14 protein-coding genes are annotated in these 20,336 nt (G+C 45.6%); 3 read left to right on the top strand and 11 right to left on the bottom strand.

Annotation, left to right across the window (positions count from 1 at the left end; all coding sequences use genetic code 11):
• Positions 1–18 precede the first annotated feature (18 nt).
• Positions 19–954 (top strand): alpha/beta hydrolase, encoded by a 936-nt coding sequence (locus tag BG260_RS12860; protein ID WP_176719502.1) that lies wholly within the window; start codon positions 19–21, stop codon positions 952–954.
• A gap of 89 nt (positions 955–1,043) precedes the next feature.
• Here BG260_RS12860 and BG260_RS12865 read toward each other — a convergent pair whose 3' ends face one another.
• Positions 1,044–2,153: a 6-bladed beta-propeller gene (locus BG260_RS12865; RefSeq protein ID WP_069133346.1), complete on the bottom strand. Its 1,110-nt coding sequence runs from the start codon at positions 2,151–2,153 to the stop codon at positions 1,044–1,046.
• A 149-nt stretch (positions 2,154–2,302) separates the two neighbouring features.
• Between BG260_RS12865 and BG260_RS12870 the strand changes: the two genes are divergently transcribed.
• Positions 2,303–2,941, top strand: coding sequence for an SDR family oxidoreductase (locus tag BG260_RS12870; RefSeq protein ID WP_069133348.1), 639 nt, complete (start codon positions 2,303–2,305; stop codon positions 2,939–2,941).
• A gap of 230 nt (positions 2,942–3,171) precedes the next feature.
• Here the strand turns inward: BG260_RS12870 and BG260_RS12875 are convergent, their stop codons facing one another.
• The 10 genes from BG260_RS12875 to rpmH form a co-directional block, all read right to left on the bottom strand.
• Positions 3,172–4,671, bottom strand: a complete 1,500-nt coding sequence (locus BG260_RS12875; RefSeq protein ID WP_069133350.1) for a S10 family peptidase — start codon at positions 4,669–4,671, stop codon at positions 3,172–3,174.
• A 70-nt stretch (positions 4,672–4,741) separates the two neighbouring features.
• Positions 4,742–6,826 carry a S9 family peptidase gene (locus BG260_RS12880; protein ID WP_083750317.1) on the bottom strand — a complete coding sequence of 695 codons (2,085 nt, stop codon included), beginning with the start codon at positions 6,824–6,826 and terminating at the stop codon, positions 4,742–4,744.
• A gap of 116 nt (positions 6,827–6,942) precedes the next feature.
• Entirely contained in the window at positions 6,943–8,679 is a 1,737-nt protein-coding gene (locus BG260_RS12885; RefSeq protein ID WP_069133354.1) for a Na/Pi cotransporter family protein, read from the bottom strand.
• A 161-nt stretch (positions 8,680–8,840) separates the two neighbouring features.
• Positions 8,841–10,367 (bottom strand): bifunctional GNAT family N-acetyltransferase/carbon-nitrogen hydrolase family protein, encoded by a 1,527-nt coding sequence (locus tag BG260_RS12890; RefSeq protein WP_069133370.1) that lies wholly within the window; start codon positions 10,365–10,367, stop codon positions 8,841–8,843.
• Positions 10,368–10,711: 344 nt separating this feature from the next.
• Positions 10,712–11,740 carry an isoaspartyl peptidase/L-asparaginase family protein gene (locus tag BG260_RS12895; RefSeq protein WP_069133356.1) on the bottom strand — a complete coding sequence of 343 codons (1,029 nt, stop codon included), beginning with the start codon at positions 11,738–11,740 and terminating at the stop codon, positions 10,712–10,714.
• Between the two features lie 117 nt (positions 11,741–11,857).
• Positions 11,858–12,643, bottom strand: coding sequence for a slipin family protein (locus BG260_RS12900; RefSeq protein ID WP_069133358.1), 786 nt, complete (start codon positions 12,641–12,643; stop codon positions 11,858–11,860).
• A complete protein-coding gene (locus BG260_RS12905; RefSeq protein ID WP_069133360.1) occupies positions 12,636–13,997 on the bottom strand; it encodes an NfeD family protein in 1,362 nt (453 codons plus the stop codon). The genes BG260_RS12900 and BG260_RS12905 overlap by 8 nt, the downstream gene beginning before the upstream one ends.
• A 164-nt stretch (positions 13,998–14,161) precedes the next feature.
• Entirely contained in the window at positions 14,162–15,994 is a 1,833-nt protein-coding gene (gene yidC, locus BG260_RS12910) for a membrane protein insertase YidC (protein ID WP_069133362.1), read from the bottom strand.
• 12 nt (positions 15,995–16,006) lie between these two features.
• On the bottom strand, positions 16,007–16,474 hold the full coding sequence (locus BG260_RS12915; protein WP_069133364.1) for a ribonuclease P protein component: 468 nt from the start codon (positions 16,472–16,474) through the stop codon (positions 16,007–16,009).
• Positions 16,455–16,610 carry a 50S ribosomal protein L34 gene (rpmH, locus tag BG260_RS13975; protein WP_083750318.1) on the bottom strand — a complete coding sequence of 52 codons (156 nt, stop codon included), beginning with the start codon at positions 16,608–16,610 and terminating at the stop codon, positions 16,455–16,457. The genes BG260_RS12915 and rpmH overlap by 20 nt, the downstream gene beginning before the upstream one ends.
• Positions 16,611–16,937: 327 nt before the next feature.
• Here rpmH and secA point away from each other — a divergent pair, with 327 nt between their 5' ends.
• Positions 16,938–20,321, top strand: a complete 3,384-nt coding sequence (secA, locus tag BG260_RS12920; RefSeq protein WP_069133372.1) for a preprotein translocase subunit SecA — start codon at positions 16,938–16,940, stop codon at positions 20,319–20,321.
• Positions 20,322–20,336: the final 15 nt, after the last annotated feature.

Raw genomic sequence — 20,336 nt, forward strand, 5'->3', positions numbered from 1 at the left:
CTTCAGATAATGCCCACTATGAAAAGCTCAATTCTGCCTCTGTTATTAACAAGTTTTCTGGTTCAATGTAATACAGCTGACAAAAAAAAATCGGTTGATGTAGAGTTTTCAGAGAAGGTTGAGTCTGAATTCATTGCGGGTCATCTTGATCGATATCTGTTTAAAACAGAAAATCTTTCTGAACGCTTTGTAGACGTCTGGATTCCGGAGTCGTATCAAAACGCTATGGATTTCAATGTAATTTACATGCACGACGGACAGATGCTGTTTGATGAGAGCTTGACCTGGAACAGGCAGGAGTGGAGAGTGGATGAAACTTTAAACCGGATGATGGACTCCGGTGAGATTCCCCCGACCATCGTAGTGGGAATGTGGAATGCCGATAACCAACGGACGGCTGAATATTTCCCTGAAGACGCTTTAACCCTGAGGGATGGTGAAGTTAGTGATGAACTGCTTTCAAGCTTTCCAAATGGAGCCCGTGCCAATCGATACGTTGATTTTGTTGCCGAATCGGTCATTCCATTTGTTGAAGACAATTACCCGGTGAAGAAAAATCGCGAGGGAAGGTTTATGATTGGCTCAAGCTATGGCGGTTTGATTTCTCTGTACTCGCTGACAAAATATCCCAAACTTTTTTCGGGGGTAGCCGCACTATCCACTCATTGGCCGGGTACATTTGACGCAAATGACGAAATTCCGGATGCGATCAGGGAATATTTGAAGAGGAGTTTACCGAAGCCGGGTTCCCATAAGATTTACTTCGATCACGGCACCGAAACACTCGATTCACTCTACGCACCGTACCAGCAAAAAGTGGATACTATGATGCTGGAGCTTGGCTTTAAGCAGGGTCAAGATTTTAAATCAGAAGTATTTGAAGGCACAGGTCATTCAGAAAGTGCCTGGGCCGATCGGCTTGATGTGCCGGTTCGTTATTTACTTCGCCCTTAGAGTATGTTGTACTGATTGATTTGTCATATGAACCGGATAGTTTGAGAGTTGAAAATACACTCATCAACTATGTAATAGAACTTAGGTTATCAAGATATGATCGAATAGATATTTATAACCGGCAGTCCCTCTTCTGTGTTTTCAACGCTGTAAATGTTGCCGTGACGTATCGTTCTTAAATTGTTTCTATCTGGGAGTGAGACTCTATATAGAGGTTCACCTTCATCAGAAAACAGAACCCACTCGGTATCCTCTTCCTCATTAAACATCTGTACCCAGATTCTGCCCTCATCATCAATTTTAAAGTCTGAGTAAACGGGTTTTGTGTCCGGAAAGGAAGATATGAGATCTCTCCGAGCCTGATTGTTGTTTTCCAGAATGACAGAATATCTGCTTAGAATGGAATCCCTTGTAGCATCTGTAAACGGTAAATTATTTGCATCGATGTGAACAACCGGAACAAAACTTGATTTTTCCGGTGATTTTCGAAGTATGGTGAGTGAATCCGTCCACCCAAAATATTGATTCCCTTCAAAATCTACATTGAACCGCCCTTGCCTGTGCATGTTTGGAATCGTCATTGCCATGCTTGGTCCATTCTCGCCAATGACCGTGAATCGCTCGTTTTGTGGATATGAGTAAATGGAATCCTGAACTACTTTGCCTTGATTATTGATTTTACGTACAACACTTTCAGATTCATCATCGGAAGCTATCATGGGATTGGTAACTACATAGAATTCCTGATTCCCGGCGGGGAAAAAAGTACTGAAAAAACCATATTCGCTAAAATTGACACCAAAATCTGAATCAAAATTCCATTCCCCGTTCTCTTTTGTATAATTGATTACTGACTGGGATGAAAAGTCGAAAATATGAAGTTGATTATCGTTAGAAAGGGCAACAATTCCCGGAAACTGATATTCACCGGGGCCGGATCCATGTCTTCCAATTTGCTGTATAAACTTTCCATTTGAATTAACGGCATAAACAAGTCTTTGAGAACCGTCAACTAAAATTAGATCCCCTTCCGAATCAACCAGAAGATTTGTGATACTGCTGAGGAGTAAGTCTTCTGACTCTGAAATTTCTATGACGTGTTCAATTTCAAGAAAAGGAAGGTCAAACGTGTCGGATTCTGATGTTTCAGCCGAACAGCCGGCCAATAGAAAAATGAGCGTAGGTATGAGTAATTTCATGAGCTTAGAATTTCCATTTAATATTACTACAAGAGTAGTTATTTATTACCATTCAACAAAGCTAAGATTTGAATCAGTTGAACCTTCTATTGAACGGGCTTTTTATTACTTATGTTTGTAAAATGAACATGAATAAAAGTTGATATAAAATGGAAGTTGTTATTGCGGGCGGACATGGGAAAATTGCCATGCTGCTTCATCCGATGTTGAAAGAGAAGGGACACTCCGTTAAAGGATTGATCCGAAAAGAAGAGCAAGCTGATGATTTGAGAAAAGCCGGTGCAGAACCGGTTCTTGTCGATATCGAGAAGGAAGATGACATCAGTGAATATGTTGGCCAGGCCGATGCTGTGGTGTTTGCCGCAGGTGCAGGCCCCGGAAGCGGGAAAGAGAGAAAATGGTCGGTGGATCGGGATGGCGCGATAAAACTGATTGAAGCCGCGAAGAAAAATGGAATTGAAAGGTATGTGATGATCAGCGCCATGGGTTTAGAGACACCGCGCGGTGACGAGGTTTTTCAGGTTTATCAGCAGGCAAAAGCACAGGCGGATGAAGCCCTCAGAAACAGCGGGTTAAATTATGTAATTGTGAAACCGGGACGCTTGACGAATGATGCCGGAACCGGAAAAGTGAAGCTGGCTGAAAAACTGGATCGCGGTGAAATTCCAAGGGAGGACGTGGCTCGTGTAATTGCTGAGATACTGGATAAGGATTCCATTAAAAATGTGGAATTCGATCTTCTTTCAGGTGAAAGTAATATCAATAAGGCACTTCTGGATTTTGTTTAAATCCTGTCAGGCTTTCCCAAAAATGATTCCCTGATTTAGCAGGTTAGGATCAAAGAATGAGCTTTTATTTCTCGTAGAATTACGCGGATGAATTCGTAGATGAATCTTCGGGCTGCTTTGAGTATTTGTGACATCGTGGCAAAAAGATTATCCAAAACAGTTTTAAAGAAACCACCCCTAACCCCTCCCTTGAAAACAGAAAGGAGGGGAAAATGAGTGGTAAAAGATGATCAATATCTGGCTGATTCACCATGGGTAAGTGTTTTAAGGATAAATTCCCGGATGTGCTCGTTGGAGGTAGCAAGGTCTTCCTGGCGAAGGTACATCATGTGGCCGCTGCGATACCCTTCAAATCTCATTCGGTCCGAAACTTTTCCGCTGCGATCCATATTCCACATCACATACTTAGCTGAGAAATAGTCGGTGCCTCCATCAAAATAACCGCTTTGAACAAGGAGATTTAGAAATGGATTTTCTCCCATTGCACGTCGCAGGTTATCACCGGTTGAGTCATTGCTTCTGTCCCAGGGGTGAACGGGACCGAAAAGATTGTACTGCAGATCCGTTTCGTACCCTAAAACTTCTCTCAAGTAGTAGTTTATACCGGGAGCGAAAGCATGATTCCAGGCTGTAAGAGCCGGATCGTGATCGTAGCGGTCTCCTGCATCTGAGCGGTCAATTCCACGGTAGCGAGAGTCGAGCCGACCCACGGTTAATCCTTCATCTCTCAGAAGCTCCTTCCAGAAGAACGATGTTGGGATTGTGAGGTTATGATTTAAGATATGTTGGGAGTTGATACCGGAGTAGTAGGATACCTTTTCTGCAATCTCGTTACGTTTATCAGAAGAAATTGAACCGCCACGGGCAACTGCCGGTAGATACTCTTCGATGGTAAACTCTTCAACTTCAGGTAGAATGTCGTCAAGATCCCGCTGTTGAAGATCACGCGGCAGAGCGTTGTGATACCAGGCAGTAGCGGCGTAGTATGGAAGTTTGAGGATTTCTGACCGAGGGGTCATTGCAGGTGGCTCCAGCCCAAGTCCGGTAGGAGAGACCATAATCACCCCGTTCAAAAACATCCAGTGAGAACTTTGCAGCTGACGTGCAAGTCCGGCCACACGCGTAGTTCCGTAGCTTTCGCCTTTCAGGTATTTTGGTGATGTCCATCGATTGTGCCGGGATACAAAATTGTCGATCCAGGCGGCAAGGTAGCGAACATCCGCATTTACACCGAAAAAATCACTTCGATCGGCATCTTCATGCAGGATTCTGGAGAACCCTGTGTTGACCGGGTCGATATAAACGATGTCTGCCACATCGAGGATGGAGTGCTCATTGTCGGAAACTCCATACGGCTGAACCGGATGACCTTCATCATCAATATTCAGAAATTTTGGCCCGGTATAGCCGATATGCATCCAAACCGAAGCAGAGCCGGGACCGCCATTAAAAGAGAAAACCAGCGGTCTATTGGAAATGTCATCTACATCTGTTCTGCGATAATAGACATAAAATAGGGATGCGTCAGGTTCACCATTGTCGTTCCAAACAGGTTGGGTTCCCGCAGTTGCTTCGTACCGAACACGGTTACCTTGTATCGTTACTTCGCCTTCTGTGGTTACGGCACTTTCGGCTTCAAGGATTGGCTGAGCGGTGATTCCTTCGGGCGTAAAAAGTATAAACGCCATCAACAGCGAAAGTGAGAAAATTGTGAATATGGTAGATTTCATAATAGAAGGGTTGATTAATCTTAGGTGGAAGAGATAGAAGAGCCCGAATCAGATTCCGGGCTCTAAAGTTTTAATCTTGATTGAGCCAATACTCAAACCAGCTGCGCTTTCTTTCCAGTCGGTCCACCAGTAGCCAAGGCTCACCGGTTCGAGACAGTCCGTGGGAAGATCTTGGGTACCTCACGAACTCAACCGGCACCTGCATCTTCTTAAGGGCCATATACCACTGCTCGCCATCTGTAATCGGAGTTCTCCAATCCTCTTCGCTATGAATGATGAGCGTTGGAGCTTCCACATTTTCCACGTATTTGAGCGGGGAGAGATCCCAGTAGAGTTCCTGTCTCTCCCACGGATAGCCGCCAAATTCAAACTCGGTCAAACCCTGTGCGTCGGATGACCCATACCAGCTAAACCAATTGGAGATCGAGCGGCTTGTAACGGCAGCTTTCCATTTTTCAGGAAATCGGGCTGTGAGCCAGTTGGTCATATAACCGCCATAACTTCCACCGCTCACACCAACACGATTTTCATCGATGTCGGGATATTTTTCAAGAACGGCATCCAGGCCTTTCAGGAAATCCTCCTCATCCATAAAGCCCCACTGCTCCTTGGTGGCGTACATAAAATCGTGTCCGTAGGAAGATGATCCCCTGGGATTCGGATAGAAGACAAACATTCCGGAGGCAGAAAGTGTATGAAATGCCTGAAACCAGGTGTTGCCGTAGTAGGAGTGTGGACCACCATGAATTTTCATTACAAGCGGATACGATTTTCCTTCCTCATAACCGACCGGTTTGATTACCCAGCCCTGAATTTCGGTGCCGTCATCCACGGTCCAGAGAATCTCTTCAGCAGGGTTAACGGTTCGGTCGGCCATCCACTCCTCATTGAATCGGGTGAGTTGTACTTCGCGGCTTCCATCAGCCCGGGATACAAATACTTCGGCCGGTGTGACGGCGTCAGTAGCGGTATATGCCATCCAGCGACCATTATCGGTTGTCGAAAAGCTGCTTAATCGCCGCTCCCCACCTGTAACCTGACGTATATCCCCGCCACCTCTATTGACTTCAAATAGGTGTGAGTTACCTCGTATTTGAGAGTTGAATCGAAGAGCATTTCCATTAGGAGTCCAGTAGGGTGAACCGGGTGACAGATCCCAGTTTGCAGTTAAATTAGTGACTGAGCCTGAGGGCTCTCCGTTTCGGTTCAGGGCTGTGACCATGATATCAGTTTGAGCCCCGCGCTCATCGGATTGCAAAAAGGCGAGATATCTGCCATTTGGGGAGATGACAGGGGATCGCTGCGTGCCATCCATTTCAAAAACTTGAGACACTTCCTGCGAATCCAGGTCAATCATGTAGATATTTCGGGTGTTTTCATCATTATATTCGTCATCTTCGAGTGGGTCTCCGGAAAAGTAGATTTTACTGCCATCGGCTGACCATTCTACATCACCTACGTTAAACTCCATTTCGGTGATCTGCTCGGCTTCTCCACCCTCAGCAGAGATGACAAAGAGCTGCCGTTTCTCGTAAATGGATGGATGTGGCAGCCAGGCAGAAGTTCCATCGCGCATGTAGCGCATTTGTGTAATCACACGCCCGTCAAACCGCTCAGAATCAAGGGTGTTGGAGATGGCATCCGGTGCAATCCAGCCGGCGCGTTTCTCGCGTTCCTCCTCTGTTTCCGGCTGTTTTGTGAATGCAATTTTAGAACCATCGGGCGACCAGATAGGCGAGCTGTTGAGCCCTTCGATGGTAAAAGCTTCTCCACCGGGTTCAGTCACTCGTATAAAACGAACAGAGTTGCCGTCATCACCCCGGCGCGATTGAATTCCTAATAGTTTTCCGTCCGGTGACCACTGCGGGCTGGAAGATTCAACGGTAGGATCTGTAAAACGGAATGGCTCGCCGTCGGGCTGGCCGTTATTCAGTTTCTGCATCCACACTTCACGATGGCGCTTGTTGTTGTCCACATCAATAGTAGTGTGAGTGAAGGCAACATACTTGCCATCGGGAGAGATCTCCGTTTGGCTTATGAATGTGGTTTTATAGTAATCTTCGGGCAATATTCCCTGCTGCGCAAAGAGCTGGGAAGATGACCAGAACATCAACAATAATAGTATTGGTAGTGATTTTACGTATCGGTTCCTCATGGTGTAGAGTCTGTTTCTTAAGGTTGAAGAACCGTAATGTAATTGAACGCGAGGTGGTTTTAAAATAAGAACGGCCCTCGAGGGGCCGTTTTACAAATTTTTTATGGTCTCAGGAGTTAATTATCGAGAATTAAGTCGCTGTGAACCTTCAGTTTTTTACCGGCAAGCGCCTCATTTACGTTGAAAATATGATCGCCAATTTTTTCAAGCCGGGTCAGGTAATCGAGATATATTACTCCTGCCTTTGAATTGTAGACGCCATTTTCGAGTCGCTTGTAGTGAGCATCCTTCATAATGTCGCGCCGGCGGTTGATCTCCTGCTCAATCTCAATGGCAGGATTCAGATCTATTTCCTTGCCAAAACTCTCCATATTGGTGCGCATAATTTTGATGGCTTCTCTTACCGTGTCGAGCATATCATTCACCTCATCAATGGCTTCTTGAGGAAGTTTAATTCCTTCATTTTCCATCTGCTCAAACGTTTTTGACATCTGGAAGTAGATATCACCGATACGTTCCAGATCATTGATCATGCTGTGCATCAGTCGGATTTTTCGTGTGGCAGATTCCGTAAGGTTGCTGCTCGAAATTTTTGTCAGATACTCGGCAACTTCGAGCTCTATGTTATCGGTAATCTGCTCCCGTTTTTTGATCTTTTTCAAAAATTTCTCCTGCTTCTTCTGCTTCTTCATAAATAAGCCGGTAAAGCTGAAGTGCATCTTTTCAATCAGGCGGCCAAACAATTCGATCTCCTTAAATGCCTGTGCAATGGAGAGCTCAGATGATGACATCAACCCGCCGGAGATGTATTTAAGACGGAATGCCTGATCGGAGTCTTCTTTCTCTTTTTCAACCCGCTCCACAAACTTTATGATGGCCGGAACAAAACCAAATAGGAGGGCTACATTCAGTACGTTGAAAGTGGTATGAAATAGTGAAATACCGAGTGTAGCAGCGGCTCTCGCCTCTTGGGAGTCATCAAAAATGGATCCTATTTCCGGTTGGAAGTAGTGCATTACCTGGTCAATACCGATCAAGAAGGGGTTGATGAGCATCAGCATCCATATCACCCCGAACACATTGAAAATAAAATGGAACCTCGCTGCCCGTTTTGCATGAACATTTCCAACAAGTGCTGCGATGTTAGCTGTGACGGTTGTACCGATATTTTCCCCCAGAACCATGGCGGCTGCAATCGGAAATGAGATCCAGCCCTGAAAAAGCATGACCAGTGTAATGGCTGTAGCTGCAGATGAAGATTGTGTTAACAGTGTGAGCAGGGTACCGATCACCACAAAGATCAGCATGGAAGCAAACCCAAACTCCGTAAACGAGTCGAGAAAGGCGAACATTTCCGGATTGTCCTGGATGTTGGGTACGGCATTTTTAATAAATTCGAGACCAATAAACAGAATACCGAAACCGATCATCGCTTCGGCAAGGTTTTTCATCTTCTCCTTCCCGAAAAACATAAATGGGAAGAAAATACCGATCAGAGCCACTGCAATTGGGGTAATCTGCATTTTGAAGCCAAAAATAGAGACCATCCAGGCGGTGACGGTGGTACCGATATTGGCTCCCATAATCACACCGGTAGATTCGATAAAGGTGATCAAACCGGCGTTTACAAAACTAACCACCATTACTGTGGTAGTTGTGGAGGATTGAGTAATGGTTGTAGCTGTAAAACCGGTGAAAATTCCCCTGAGCCGGCTGGTTGTCATCCCCTTCAGAATGGAGCGAAGACGGGATCCTGCAACTTTTTGAAGTCCGTCACTAAAAATTTTCATCCCGTAGATGAAGATTCCCAATGCCCCGATCAGCTGCAGAAAATCAAATAACGTATAGTTCATTTAATGAGGGTTATCTCAAAAGATTGATTTTAAAAACAAGAGTAAAGATGCGGATAAATCGGTGAGGGTAGCAAGTTAAATTAATGTTAAGAGATTTAGTCCGGGTTATGGATGTGAAGTTATTAAGATATTGATTATATATAACTAAATGGTGTGTTGATTTAAGGTTTTTCAAGTGCAATCACATCATATAAGTCGGTACGTCTGTCTTTCAGCGTTCGAACGCTGCCTTGTTCATGGAGTTCTTTCAGTAAATCGAGATCAACATCCACAATTAAAATCATCTCTGTATTGGGAGTGGCTTCTGCCTTAATTCCGTTCGTTGGGAATGAGAAGTCGCAAGGAGTGAATACCACTGACTGGGCAAAGGAGATGTCCATATTGTGGACTTTAGGCAGATTTCCCACACTTCCTGCAATGGCTACATAGCACTCATTTTCTATGGCGCGGGCTATGGCACAGTTACGAACGCGGGAGTATCCGTTTTGAGTATCGGTTAAGAAAGGGACAAAAAGGATATCCATTTCCTCTTTTGCGAGCAGACGGCTCAATTCTGGGAATTCTATATCGTAACAGATTAAAATTCCGATCTTTCCGGCATCGGTATCAAATGTTTTGACCTGTGTTCCGCCACTCATACCCCACACCTTCACCTCATCGGGGGTGACATGAATTTTTTCGTATCGCTCTACTTCTCCGTTTCGCTTGCAGAGGTAGCCGATGTTTTTGAGAACATCATCTTTGAATTCCGGCATACTTCCCGTGATGATGTTGGTGTTGTAGGAGATCGCAAAATCTGCAAATGTATCCCGAAGACGCTCGGTATATCCGGCCAGTTTTCGAATTGCGTCTGGCTCGGATAGGTGGTTGTATTCAGCCATCAGCGGAGCATTGACATACTCCGGGAAGAGTAAAAAATCGGCGCGATAACCCGAAACGGCATCTACAAAATATTCGATCTGTTCGGTGAGGTCATCCCACCCTGCATACGGTCGCATTCCCCATTGAACCAGTCCGAGACGAACCACACTTTTCTGAGGTTTGTACTTCTTTTGCGGTTTTTGATAGTAGATGTTTGACCATTCCAGCAGGGCTGCGTACGACTCTGAGGCATCATCCTCAGGCAGGTAGTTTTTAACTACGCGTTTTACATGAAAGTCATTGGAGAGCTGGAAATTTAAAACCGGGTCGTGAATCTCCTTATTTTTGACCTTTTCGATATACTGTTTTGCAGTCAGGTCGTCGAATTTATGGAAGTTGGGCAGGCGTCCGCCAAAGACGATACTTTTCAAATTCAGTTCTTCACAGAGCTCTTTCCTGTAGTCGTAGAGACGGCGGCCCAGTCGTAATCCGCGATAGTCGGGATGAACCATCATATCCAGGCCATACATCGTATCACCCTCCGGAGAGTGGGTTGTAAAGGTGTCGTTGGCGGTTATGTCCAGGTAGGTGTGTTTGTCTTCGAAAATTTGATAATCGATGATAATGGCCAGGGCACAGGCTACCATTTCTCCGTCTACTTTAATGACAACCTGTCCTTCAGGAAATAGTTGAGTGAGCTTTTTGATCTGATCTTTGGACCATGCTGGGTCCTGTACTTTCGGGTAGCATTTGATCATCAGCTCCTGAAGAGTTTTATAGTCAGAGAATTTAAGTTGCTGAAGCTCAATTTTGTCGATCGATTTCATAACGGTATATGACTGATGATGAATGGGTGTATCACAGAACAAATGTAAGAAACAGGCGGGTGAATCCTGAATATTGCAGAGAGGTATTTTTAATTCTTGTATCGAAGGGGCCGCCCCCGTTACCTGGGGCTTGGGTTTTCGCTATTGCTCAAATACCCGATACCCGCGCTTAGGCACAGGCCTGCAGTCGGGCGTTCAGCCGGTGCAGAACGGAGGATTTTTCAATGTTCATAGATAAAAAAGTCCCGCAGGTTGCGGGACGCCGGATTGTAGCCCCACCGGAAACGGTGGAGTAATTGAATCGGGAGATTTAATCAAGCCCTGCAAAGCAGGGCGGCTCCATGCTATTCGTTCTCCCAGATCATCACTGTTCTGTCACCATTAGAGTTGAGGGAAGCTCTGAACATTCCCGCAGTGTTCATCTTCATGGAAATATTACCCTGATTGTCCACTGCAATAAAACCGGCGTCACCGGGGTCAAGACGCTCATTCAACACAAAATCCATCGCCTCATCCAATGAGGCTCCTTTGAACTCCATATAGTTGGCTATGGTATTGGCCGAAACATTTCTCATAATCTGCTCCCCCCAACCGGTAGCAGAAATTGCAGCAATGTGATTGGCAAATGTACCTGAACCGATAATGGGTACATCCCCCACACGGCCAAACTGCTTGTTGGTCATTCCTCCCGTTGAGGTTGCAGCGGCAAGATTTCCGTTGGAATCGTAAGCAACAGCCCCGACGGTACCAAATTTGGTGTCCTTAATCCAATCGTGAATAGACTCTTCGGGGGTGATAGCACGGGCCTCTTCCTGTGCTCGTTCCCACTGTTCGTAGCGCCGATCGGTATGGAAATAATCATTATCCACCCGTTCTACATCAGTCTGATCGGCATAGGTTTCAGCTCCGTTACCTGAAAAGAAAATATGAGGAGAATCAGTCATCACTTTGCGGGCCAGGCTGATTGGGTTTTTGACAGTGGTGAGTCCGGTTAGTGCTCCGGCACCAAGCGTACTTCCATCCATGATGGCCGCATCCAGTTCGTGCCGACCCTCTTTCGTAAAGACTGAACCTCGTCCGGCGTTAAACAGCGGGTTGTCTTCAAGGCTTCTCACAACCTGTTCTACTGCATCAAGTGCAGAGCCGCCATCTCGTAGAACCAGTTCACCAGTTCGTAAAGCTTGTTCAAGACCTTCATAATATTCTTGTTTTATCGAATCGGGCAGGTCTTGGGAGATGGTTCCCGCACCCCCGTGCAGAGCCAGAGCCCACTGAACCGTTTCAGATTCTGTTTCAGGGGATTGATTTTCACAGCCGCTGAGCAAAACGGCAAAGAGAATTAAAAACGAGATGAACGTGTATAAATGTTTCATGTCAGGTGTTTTAGATGGATTGATAGTTGATTGAAAATAGATGATGCAAACCGAAAATAAAAAACCCGAATCCGGGATAGATTCGGGTTGGACTAAGTATTACAAAAAGGTGGAGAGTTACTCTTTATCTGATTTTACCTTTTTACTGAACGACTCAAGAAAGTCGAGCGGGATAGGCAGGAATGTAAATGTTGAGTTCTCTTCACTGATTTCGCCCATGGTTTGAAGGAACCTCAGCTGAAGGGCAGTTGGTGTTTTTTCAATCATTTCGCCGGCTTCTACCAGTTTGGCTGCAGCCTCAAACTCACCCTGTGCATTAATAATTTTTGCACGTCTGTCTCGCTCACTTTCAGCCTGGCGAGCCATGGCACGCTTCATGGATTCAGGTAAAATTACGTCTCGAACCTCAACGGATACCACTTTGATTCCCCATGGGTCTGTCTGTTTATCAATGATATCCTGAATTTGCTTATTGATTTTATCGCGCTCGGCAAGCAGCTCATCAAGTTCAAACTGGCCAAGTACACTACGGAGTGTGGTCTGGGCAATCATAGAAGTGGCGGCGATATAGCGCTCAACCTGAATGACAGCACGCTCAGCATCCACCACCCTGAAAAATGTAATGGCATCAACATTCACTGTTACGTTATCTTTTGTAATCACTTCCTGTTTGTCCACATTAATCGTGAGAACACGAAGATCCACACGTTCAACCTTATCGATAAAAGGGATCAGTACGATAAGGCCAGGCCCTTTTGTGGATTGAAATTTACCGAGACGAAAAACGACGCCGCGTTCGTACTCCCTCATAATTTTGAACATTTGCGGCAGAAAGATGGATAGGAAAATTACGAGTGTAATTACCCATACCAGCATGTTAGTGATTGCTCCTGGATCATCCATTTGAAGACTCCTTATTTTGTGGTTGGTTTAATGGTTTAACGATAGCCTTTAGGCCTTGAAATTCTATAATTTTGCACATGTCTCCCTCATTGAGCGGGGCGTCACTTTCGGCAGTCCAATATTCGCCATCAAAAAAGATACGTCCGGGCTGTCCCGGGAGAATTGGGTCGGTAACTTCAGCTGTTTTCCCAATAGTTGCTTCAAGTCCGGACCGAGCCGGAGTGAACAACGATTTTACTCCATAAGTAACAATCCACGCAAAAAAAGCTGCGGTGAGAATCGTCGCCGGAATCAGCCAAAACATTGAAATCTGCATTTCATCAGGCAGATCTTGAAATAACATCATTGCTCCTAAAAAGAATGCCACGGCACCTCCAGTAATTAAAACCCCGAATGCGGGTGTGAATGCTTCTGCAACAAAAAGTATAATTGCAAGGCCAATCAATAGAAATCCTGCAAGGTTGATTGGCATAGCAGCTACACCGTATAATAATAAAATCAACGCGATGACGCCTGCAACTCCCGGAATAATTCCACCCGGATTTGTGACTTCACCAATAATGCCATATATGGCAATCAGGGTCAGGATCAGCATTACTTCGGGCCGCAGCAGTAAACTGAAGAATATTTCGCCCAAGGTTTGAGGGATCTCATTTTTATCGGCTCCGTCAGTGTTCAGTATTTTCCCCTCAATTTCGAGGCCGTCAATTTTAGCGAGCAGATCATCAATATCATCCGCAATGTAGTCGATAACATTAATTTCAAGTGCTTCATTTGCAGTAATGGATGCACCGTCACGCACGGCTGATTTTGCCCACTCAGTATTTCGGCCACGTTGCTCGGCAATCGATTCAATGTAGCTTTCGGAGTAGTTAAATATTTTTCGCTGTGCTACGGTATCCATCTCACCTCCCCCCATAGAAACGGGAGACGCAGCGCCGATATTTGTTGCGGGAGCCATTGCAGCCACATGAGCTGCTAAGGTTATAAATGTGCCCGCGCTGCCCGCATTGGCTCCTTGTGGGGCCACATAGACCGCTACAGGATGCGAGCTTCCAAGGAGTTCCTGGACAATATCCTGGGTTGAGTCGAGGAGTCCGCCGGGGGTGTCGAGTTGAATGATCAGTATTTCATCACCGGCCTCGCGCGATTTTCGAAGGCTACGGGTGATATACTGTGTGGTAGTGGGGCCGATGGTGCCGCTAACATTGATTAAGCTTACAGAAGCGGGTCCTCTTTCAGCTTGAGGGGCGGCTGGTACGGTATCGTTCAAAGTCGATTCATTGTCCTGAAGCACAAAAGCTGTACCCACAACAAATAGCAATGCCGATAGTATAAAGTGTTTATTCATCATTCAGTAGAAGTTTAAATAGAATCAAATGGTTCCATTTGAAACCACATAGCTGAATATTAACATTTTTCGGGCAGAATCCTTAGCGAGCTTTCGGGTATCGTTTATACAAAAAAAGAGGAACCGTACAGCTCCTCTTTTATTAGAAAATAGTATTTCAGGATTGTTTATTTCTTCTTCCCTTTCCCCTTTTTCTTGGCATTGTTTGGCGTTACTTCAGCAACTTCATTATCGCCGGACTTTGTTTGCTTATTAATCACAAACTGCTGTGCAATCGATAGTACATTGTAAACCAGATAGTAAAGACTCAAACCGGCTGCAAAGTTATTGAAGATGAAAAGCAGCATCACAGGCATGATATACATGAATACTTTCATGTTCGGGCCACCGCTTGGTGCTGCGCCTGAACTCATACCGCCCGTTACTTTTGTTTGCAGGAACATGGCCGCTGACATCAACAGTACGAATCCGGCGAGCTGATCACCCAGCAATGGAATTGTAAACGGCAGATCCAGGATGTAATCCGGCGCCGAGAGGTCCGTTGCCCATAGGAACGACTCCTGGCGGATAATCATCGAGTTTTGGAAGAAGAAAAAGAGTGTAATAAGGATCGGGAACTGCAACAGCATCGGTAAACAGCCGCCAATCGGATTCACTTTTGCCTTTTTGTAAAGAGCGATGGTCTCTTTTTGCTGCTTCTGGGGATCATCCTTGTACTTCTCCTGTATCTCCTTGAGCTGTGGCTGAAGTTCGCGCATAGCTGCCATGCTCTTGAAGCTCTTCTGAGTTAGCGGGAAGAGTGCCAGTTTTACAATCACACCAAACAGGATGATCAAAATTCCATAATTGGAGATAAACATGCTTCCAAATGCAAAAAACGGGATGATGGCGTAGCGAACAAGCGGGTCGGCAAACCAGCGGAAAAGAGCATATCCGATTTCAATCACATCATAAGCATGCTCGTCGTAATCTCTGAGATCGTAGTAACGAAGCGGACCGGAATACATCTCGTATTCAAGTACAGGGTTGTTTACAAAACTTGATTGCACAAAAACCTGATAGTGATGCAAGGTTCCGACCTCATCCGGAGGGCCGCTAAGCTCTCCGATCATTGTGGATGCATTTGCCCCTGTCACCGGTTTGATGTACTGTCCAAAGAATCTCGTTCGAGACGATACCCAGTCAATATTTCCATTGATACGCTGTTCGTTTCTCCCTGCGGCATCAAGTTGGAAATCCTCCAGAACTCCACCGGCATAGGTGTATGCCATTGTGCTTTGGGCATCTTTAATCAGGTCACGCTCGGTAAAGTTAAGCGGAGATTTCCACCCAAGCTCAACATTGGTACCGCTGATATAGGATTCCATGTTGTTGAGTTCAACCTGAAGGTCGTAGGAGTATTGATCTGAGTAAAATGTGTAGTGAAATTGGATCGAGGAGTTCTCACCCACCTGTAATCTGTACGAGAGGGTGACATTCTCTTCGGCATCAAGCTGAATATCATGTTCATCAAAAAGCGGTTCAAACAGGAGCTGATCCGTTTCGATGTTATAGTTTTGGGAGGATAAAAATTCAAGAGAATAAGCGGACCGTGTGGTGTCGCCAATCATCTGAACCAATTTCTGATCCCAGGTATTGTGGCCGAGCAGGGTATATTTCGATGGTCCTGCCCCCAGGTTGGTGAGCTGAATTTCGTAGAGCGGCGTTCGGATGGTGGTCAAGGTTGTGTCTGAGATGGTCGACTCACCAAAAACGCCCATAGCCTGAGACCTGGCAGGTGTTGACTCGACCGGTTCCGGTCTGTCAGATTGATCCTGTTCAACAATAGGGTCCTGAGGTTCTGCCTGCTCTTGATCCACCTGGGCGGCAGCAATGCTGTCTTGTCTGAGCTGTTCTTGTCTCTGGCGTTCGAGTTCTTCCTGGCTTGGCATTGTGAACCATGCCCATGCAATGGTGAGAACAAATATGAGCAGTAATCCGGTAACCGTATTCTTATCCAAAATTACATCCGTTTAGTTAAAATCTTCGGTTGAGGGTCGATTCCCATCCTCCTGCTGAGGAATAATTCGTTGTAGCCGATCTCTTGTTTTTTGAAGCATGGGAATCATGTCTGCTTCAATGGCTTGGTATGAAAGTCCCGATCGGTTGGCTAAAAAAAGACCGTGAAAGCCTTTGGTGTTATTCGTGTCGAAAAGATCGGACAGGAGAGCTTGATGGTGGCGGTACACCTCTCGCATGAGTCTTTTGGTGCGATTGCGATGTGCCGCTTTGGGAATTTTTTTCTTCGGAGCTGCAAATCCAATCTGGAAGCCTTCTTTAGAGTCAGGGTAGACTCTATATCGAAATTGGATGGAATCTGAGTTCAAAACAGTCGACTTTTCAAAGAGGCGTTGGAAATTTTTCTGGCCCCGAAGAATTTTAGATCGCGGGAGTGAGTAGTCCGTATTCTTAGAATCAGGACTATTTCGGTCCTTTTTCATTACTCACCGTAAGCTTGTGGCGTCCCTTTTTACGGCGTCTTTTGATTACATCCTGCCCATTGGCAGACTTCATACGCTTTCTGAAACCGTGCTTGTTTTTTCTCTTACGCTTACTTGGTTGATACGTACGTTTCATGACTGAACTTAATGATTAAATAAAATTCGAAATCCTATTTTTAGGTAGACTCCAAAAATAAGAATAAAAATCTTAAAATCGAACGATTTATTTCAATCAAACCTGCTCATCCCTAAACAGGGTTGCCAATCTTTTACGGTTCGTTCCGTTTAGTAAACCGAGATGCTTGTGGAAGCAGGCAAAATAGTTCAAAAAGCTTTTACAAAACATTCTGTTAAAATAGGGCTATAAGGTAAATGCAGTGTTGAACGGCCACTTGTTTAGCTGTACCTTATAAAGTTCATTCAAATTTACCTATAAATACGATTCGACTGTATGTTAGATAAGATATCCAAAGTCCTCACATCAATATTCGGGACCAAAAGCGAGCGTGACCTGAAAAAGCTTTGGCCTGTAGTAGAAGAGATTAACAGTTACGAAGAGGAGATTAAAGCTCTTTCGGATGATGAGCTGAAGCAGAAAACGGAATCTTTCAAAGATCTGATTAAAGAGAGAACCGCGGAGGTAAGTGATCAGATTGAAGATATTAAAGGGAAGATGGACTCGAATGATGAGTCGATTACCCTGGAGGAGAGGCGGGAATTTTCTGATCGCCTGAAAGAGCTTGAGCAGGAGTGGCTTGATATTCTCGAAGATACACTTGATGAAATTCTGCCTGAAGCATATGCTGTTCTCAAGGATACGTGCCGCAGATTTGTGGGTAAAAAGTGGAAAGTGGCAGGCAATGAAATTGAATGGGATATGATTCCCTACGATGTGCAGCTGGTCGGTGCCGTTTCGATGCACCGCAGCAGTATTGCTGAGATGAAAACGGGTGAGGGTAAAACACTTTCAGCTATTTTTCCGGCATACCTTAATGCACTGGCCGGACGCGGAGTCCATGTGATTACCGTGAACACCTATCTTGCTCAGCGTGATGCAGAGTGGAATGAGCCCATATTTAATTTTCATGGGCTTACCGTTGACTGCGTGGATCGTTATGATCCCAACTCCGAACCTCGCCGAAAAGCCTACCAGGCAGATATTACATACGGTACCAATAATGAATTCGGTTTCGATTACCTTCGCGATAACATGGTAATTGAAGAGGAGCAGCTTGTGCAGCGTGGCCATCATTACGCCATTATTGATGAGGTGGACTCCATTCTGATTGATGAAGCCCGTACTCCGTTGATTATCTCAGGTCCGGTTCCTCAGTCAAACAGTCAGCAGAAGTACGAAGAGATGAAGCCGCGTGTAGAAGCTCTGGTTAAAGCTCAGAAAGCCCTGGTTGCATCGCTGGTAAGTGAAGCCGAACGGTTGCATGCCGAGGGGAAAAATGATGAAGCGGGGCTTGCACTTTATCGGGCAGAGCGTGGATTTCCGAAAAATAAGAAGTTCAGAAAGCTGATGCAGGAAGCGGAGTATCAGCGATTGGTTGAGCAGACTGAGAAATTTTATCTGGCAGATAATGCCAAAAATCTCCCGATTGTGGATGAACATCTCTACTACGCGGTGGATATGAAACAGAAATCCATCGAGATGACGGAGAAAGGACGCGACTTTATTACAAAAGATGATGAAGGCGATGAGTTTTTCGTAATTCCCGATCTTGGAACGGAGACGTCCGAGATTGAAGAGGAGATGGACCGCCTCGAAAAAGAGAAGATTGAAGAGATTGAGAACAACACTGACTTCAGCGACGACTACAAAGAGAAGAAGATTGAAGAGGTTAAGGAGGATCTGAAGCAGGAAAGGGAAAAGCGATTCAATGAGCTGCACCGGCTTTTTGCCGAGCGTGGTGATCGAATTCACACCGTCAATCAGCTTCTTAAAGCTTATACTCTATTTGAAAAAGAGGAAGAGTATATTGTACAAGATGGGAAGGTTCAGATTGTAGATGAGCATACCGGTCGGGTGCTTTCCGGTCGTCGATATTCTGACGGGTTGCATCAGGCAATTGAAGCGAAGGAGGAGGTAAAGGTTGAGGCTGCAACACAGACCTACGCTACAATTACACTTCAGAACTACTTCCGTATGTATCACAAGCTTTCCGGTATGACGGGAACCGCTGCGACTGAGGAGGGAGAGTTCAATGAAATTTACGATCTGGATGTAACGGTGATTCCAACCAATCGCCCTATAATCCGTGATGATAAAGATGATCTGATTTTCCGCACCAAGCGCGAGAAGTACAAAGCTGTGATTGAGAAGATCAATGAGTATCACAAAAAAGGACAGCCTGTTTTGGTAGGTACTACCAGTGTAGATGTTTCTGAGCAGTTGAGCCGAATGTTGAAACGTGCCAATATTCCGCATAATGTATTGAATGCAAAACAGCACGCTCGTGAAAGTGAAATTGTAGCTCAGGCCGGACAGATCGGTGCAGTTACCGTTGCAACGAATATGGCGGGACGGGGTACAGATATTAAACTTTCCAACGAAGTGAAAGAGAAAGGTGGGTTGGCCATTTTGGGTACTGCCCGTCACGAATCACGACGAATTGATCTTCAGCTCCGCGGACGTGCGGGGCGTCAGGGTGATCCCGGTGAGACTCAATTCTATGTATCGCTTGAGGACGAATTGATGACGCTTTTTGGAGGTACAGACCGTATTGCGAGCATCATGGATAAGCTCAATTTTGAAGAGGGTGAAGTGATTCAGCATCCGTGGGTGAGTAAATCTCTTGAGCGTGCCCAGAAAAAAGTGGAGCAAAACAACTTCGCCATCCGTAAACGTCAGCTTGAGTTTGATGACGTGTTGAACAATCAGCGGAATGTAGTTTACTCCCGTCGTCGTCACGCTTTGATGGGCGACCAGCTGCAAAGCGATATCTTTGACATGCTCGAAGATATGGTAGAAGGCATTGTTGACAAGTACTACCCGGAAGGTCTGTTCGAAGAGCTCCGGGATGAAGTTCTGCGTCAGCTTGCTTTTGAAGTTGAAGTCGATCGAGACCAGTGGGCTATCATGGGTGAAGATGGTCTTGTGGATCACATCATCGAAAAAGCGTACGAAAACTACCGCAGAAAAGAGCGGTTGGTTTCTGAACCGCTGTATAGGATTATCAAACAGATTCAGGAAGGTGATTCTGAGAAAAAGCCGACCAAGATTCAGGTTATTTTTACCGATGGAATGCGCCGGATGAGAATTGTGGTAGATGTGGAGCGAGCCTATAAAAATGAAGGCCGCGAAGTGGCGCGATCACTCGAGCGCTCGGCAATTCTCTCAACCATCGATAATAAATGGATGGAGCACCTGCGCGAACTGGATACCGTAAAAGAGGGGATCGGACTTCGATCCTTCGGCCAGAAAGATCCGCTGATGGAGTATAAGCGCGAGGCTTTTGAGATGTTCAAAATGCTGATAGATGAGATCAACAAAGAGACCATCTCACTCATCTGGAAGGCTGTTCCAGAGGTTCAGGCTGATCAGGGCAAAGTTCAGGCGGCTCAGAAAGAGAAGAGCAAATACGACATGAGTAAAGCCCAGGCTCAGCAGGCTGATGCCACCAATATGGGCTTCCGCGGTGGTCAGCAAGCCGACGGTGATGGCCAGCAGAAAGCATCTGCTCCGGGTGAAAAACGTCAACCTGTTTCGGTTGAGGATGAGCCGGGGCGAAATGACTATGTGAAGCTTCAAAACATCAACACGCAGGAAGTGAAGGATGTGAAGTGGAAGTACGCCAAGAAGATGGTAAATGAAGGCGGCTGGGTTGTTATTGAGAAGTAATTTTTATCTATCAAA

The sequence above is a fragment of the Rhodohalobacter halophilus genome (assembly GCF_001715195.1).
Taxonomy (GTDB): domain Bacteria; phylum Bacteroidota; class Rhodothermia; order Balneolales; family Balneolaceae; genus Rhodohalobacter; species Rhodohalobacter halophilus.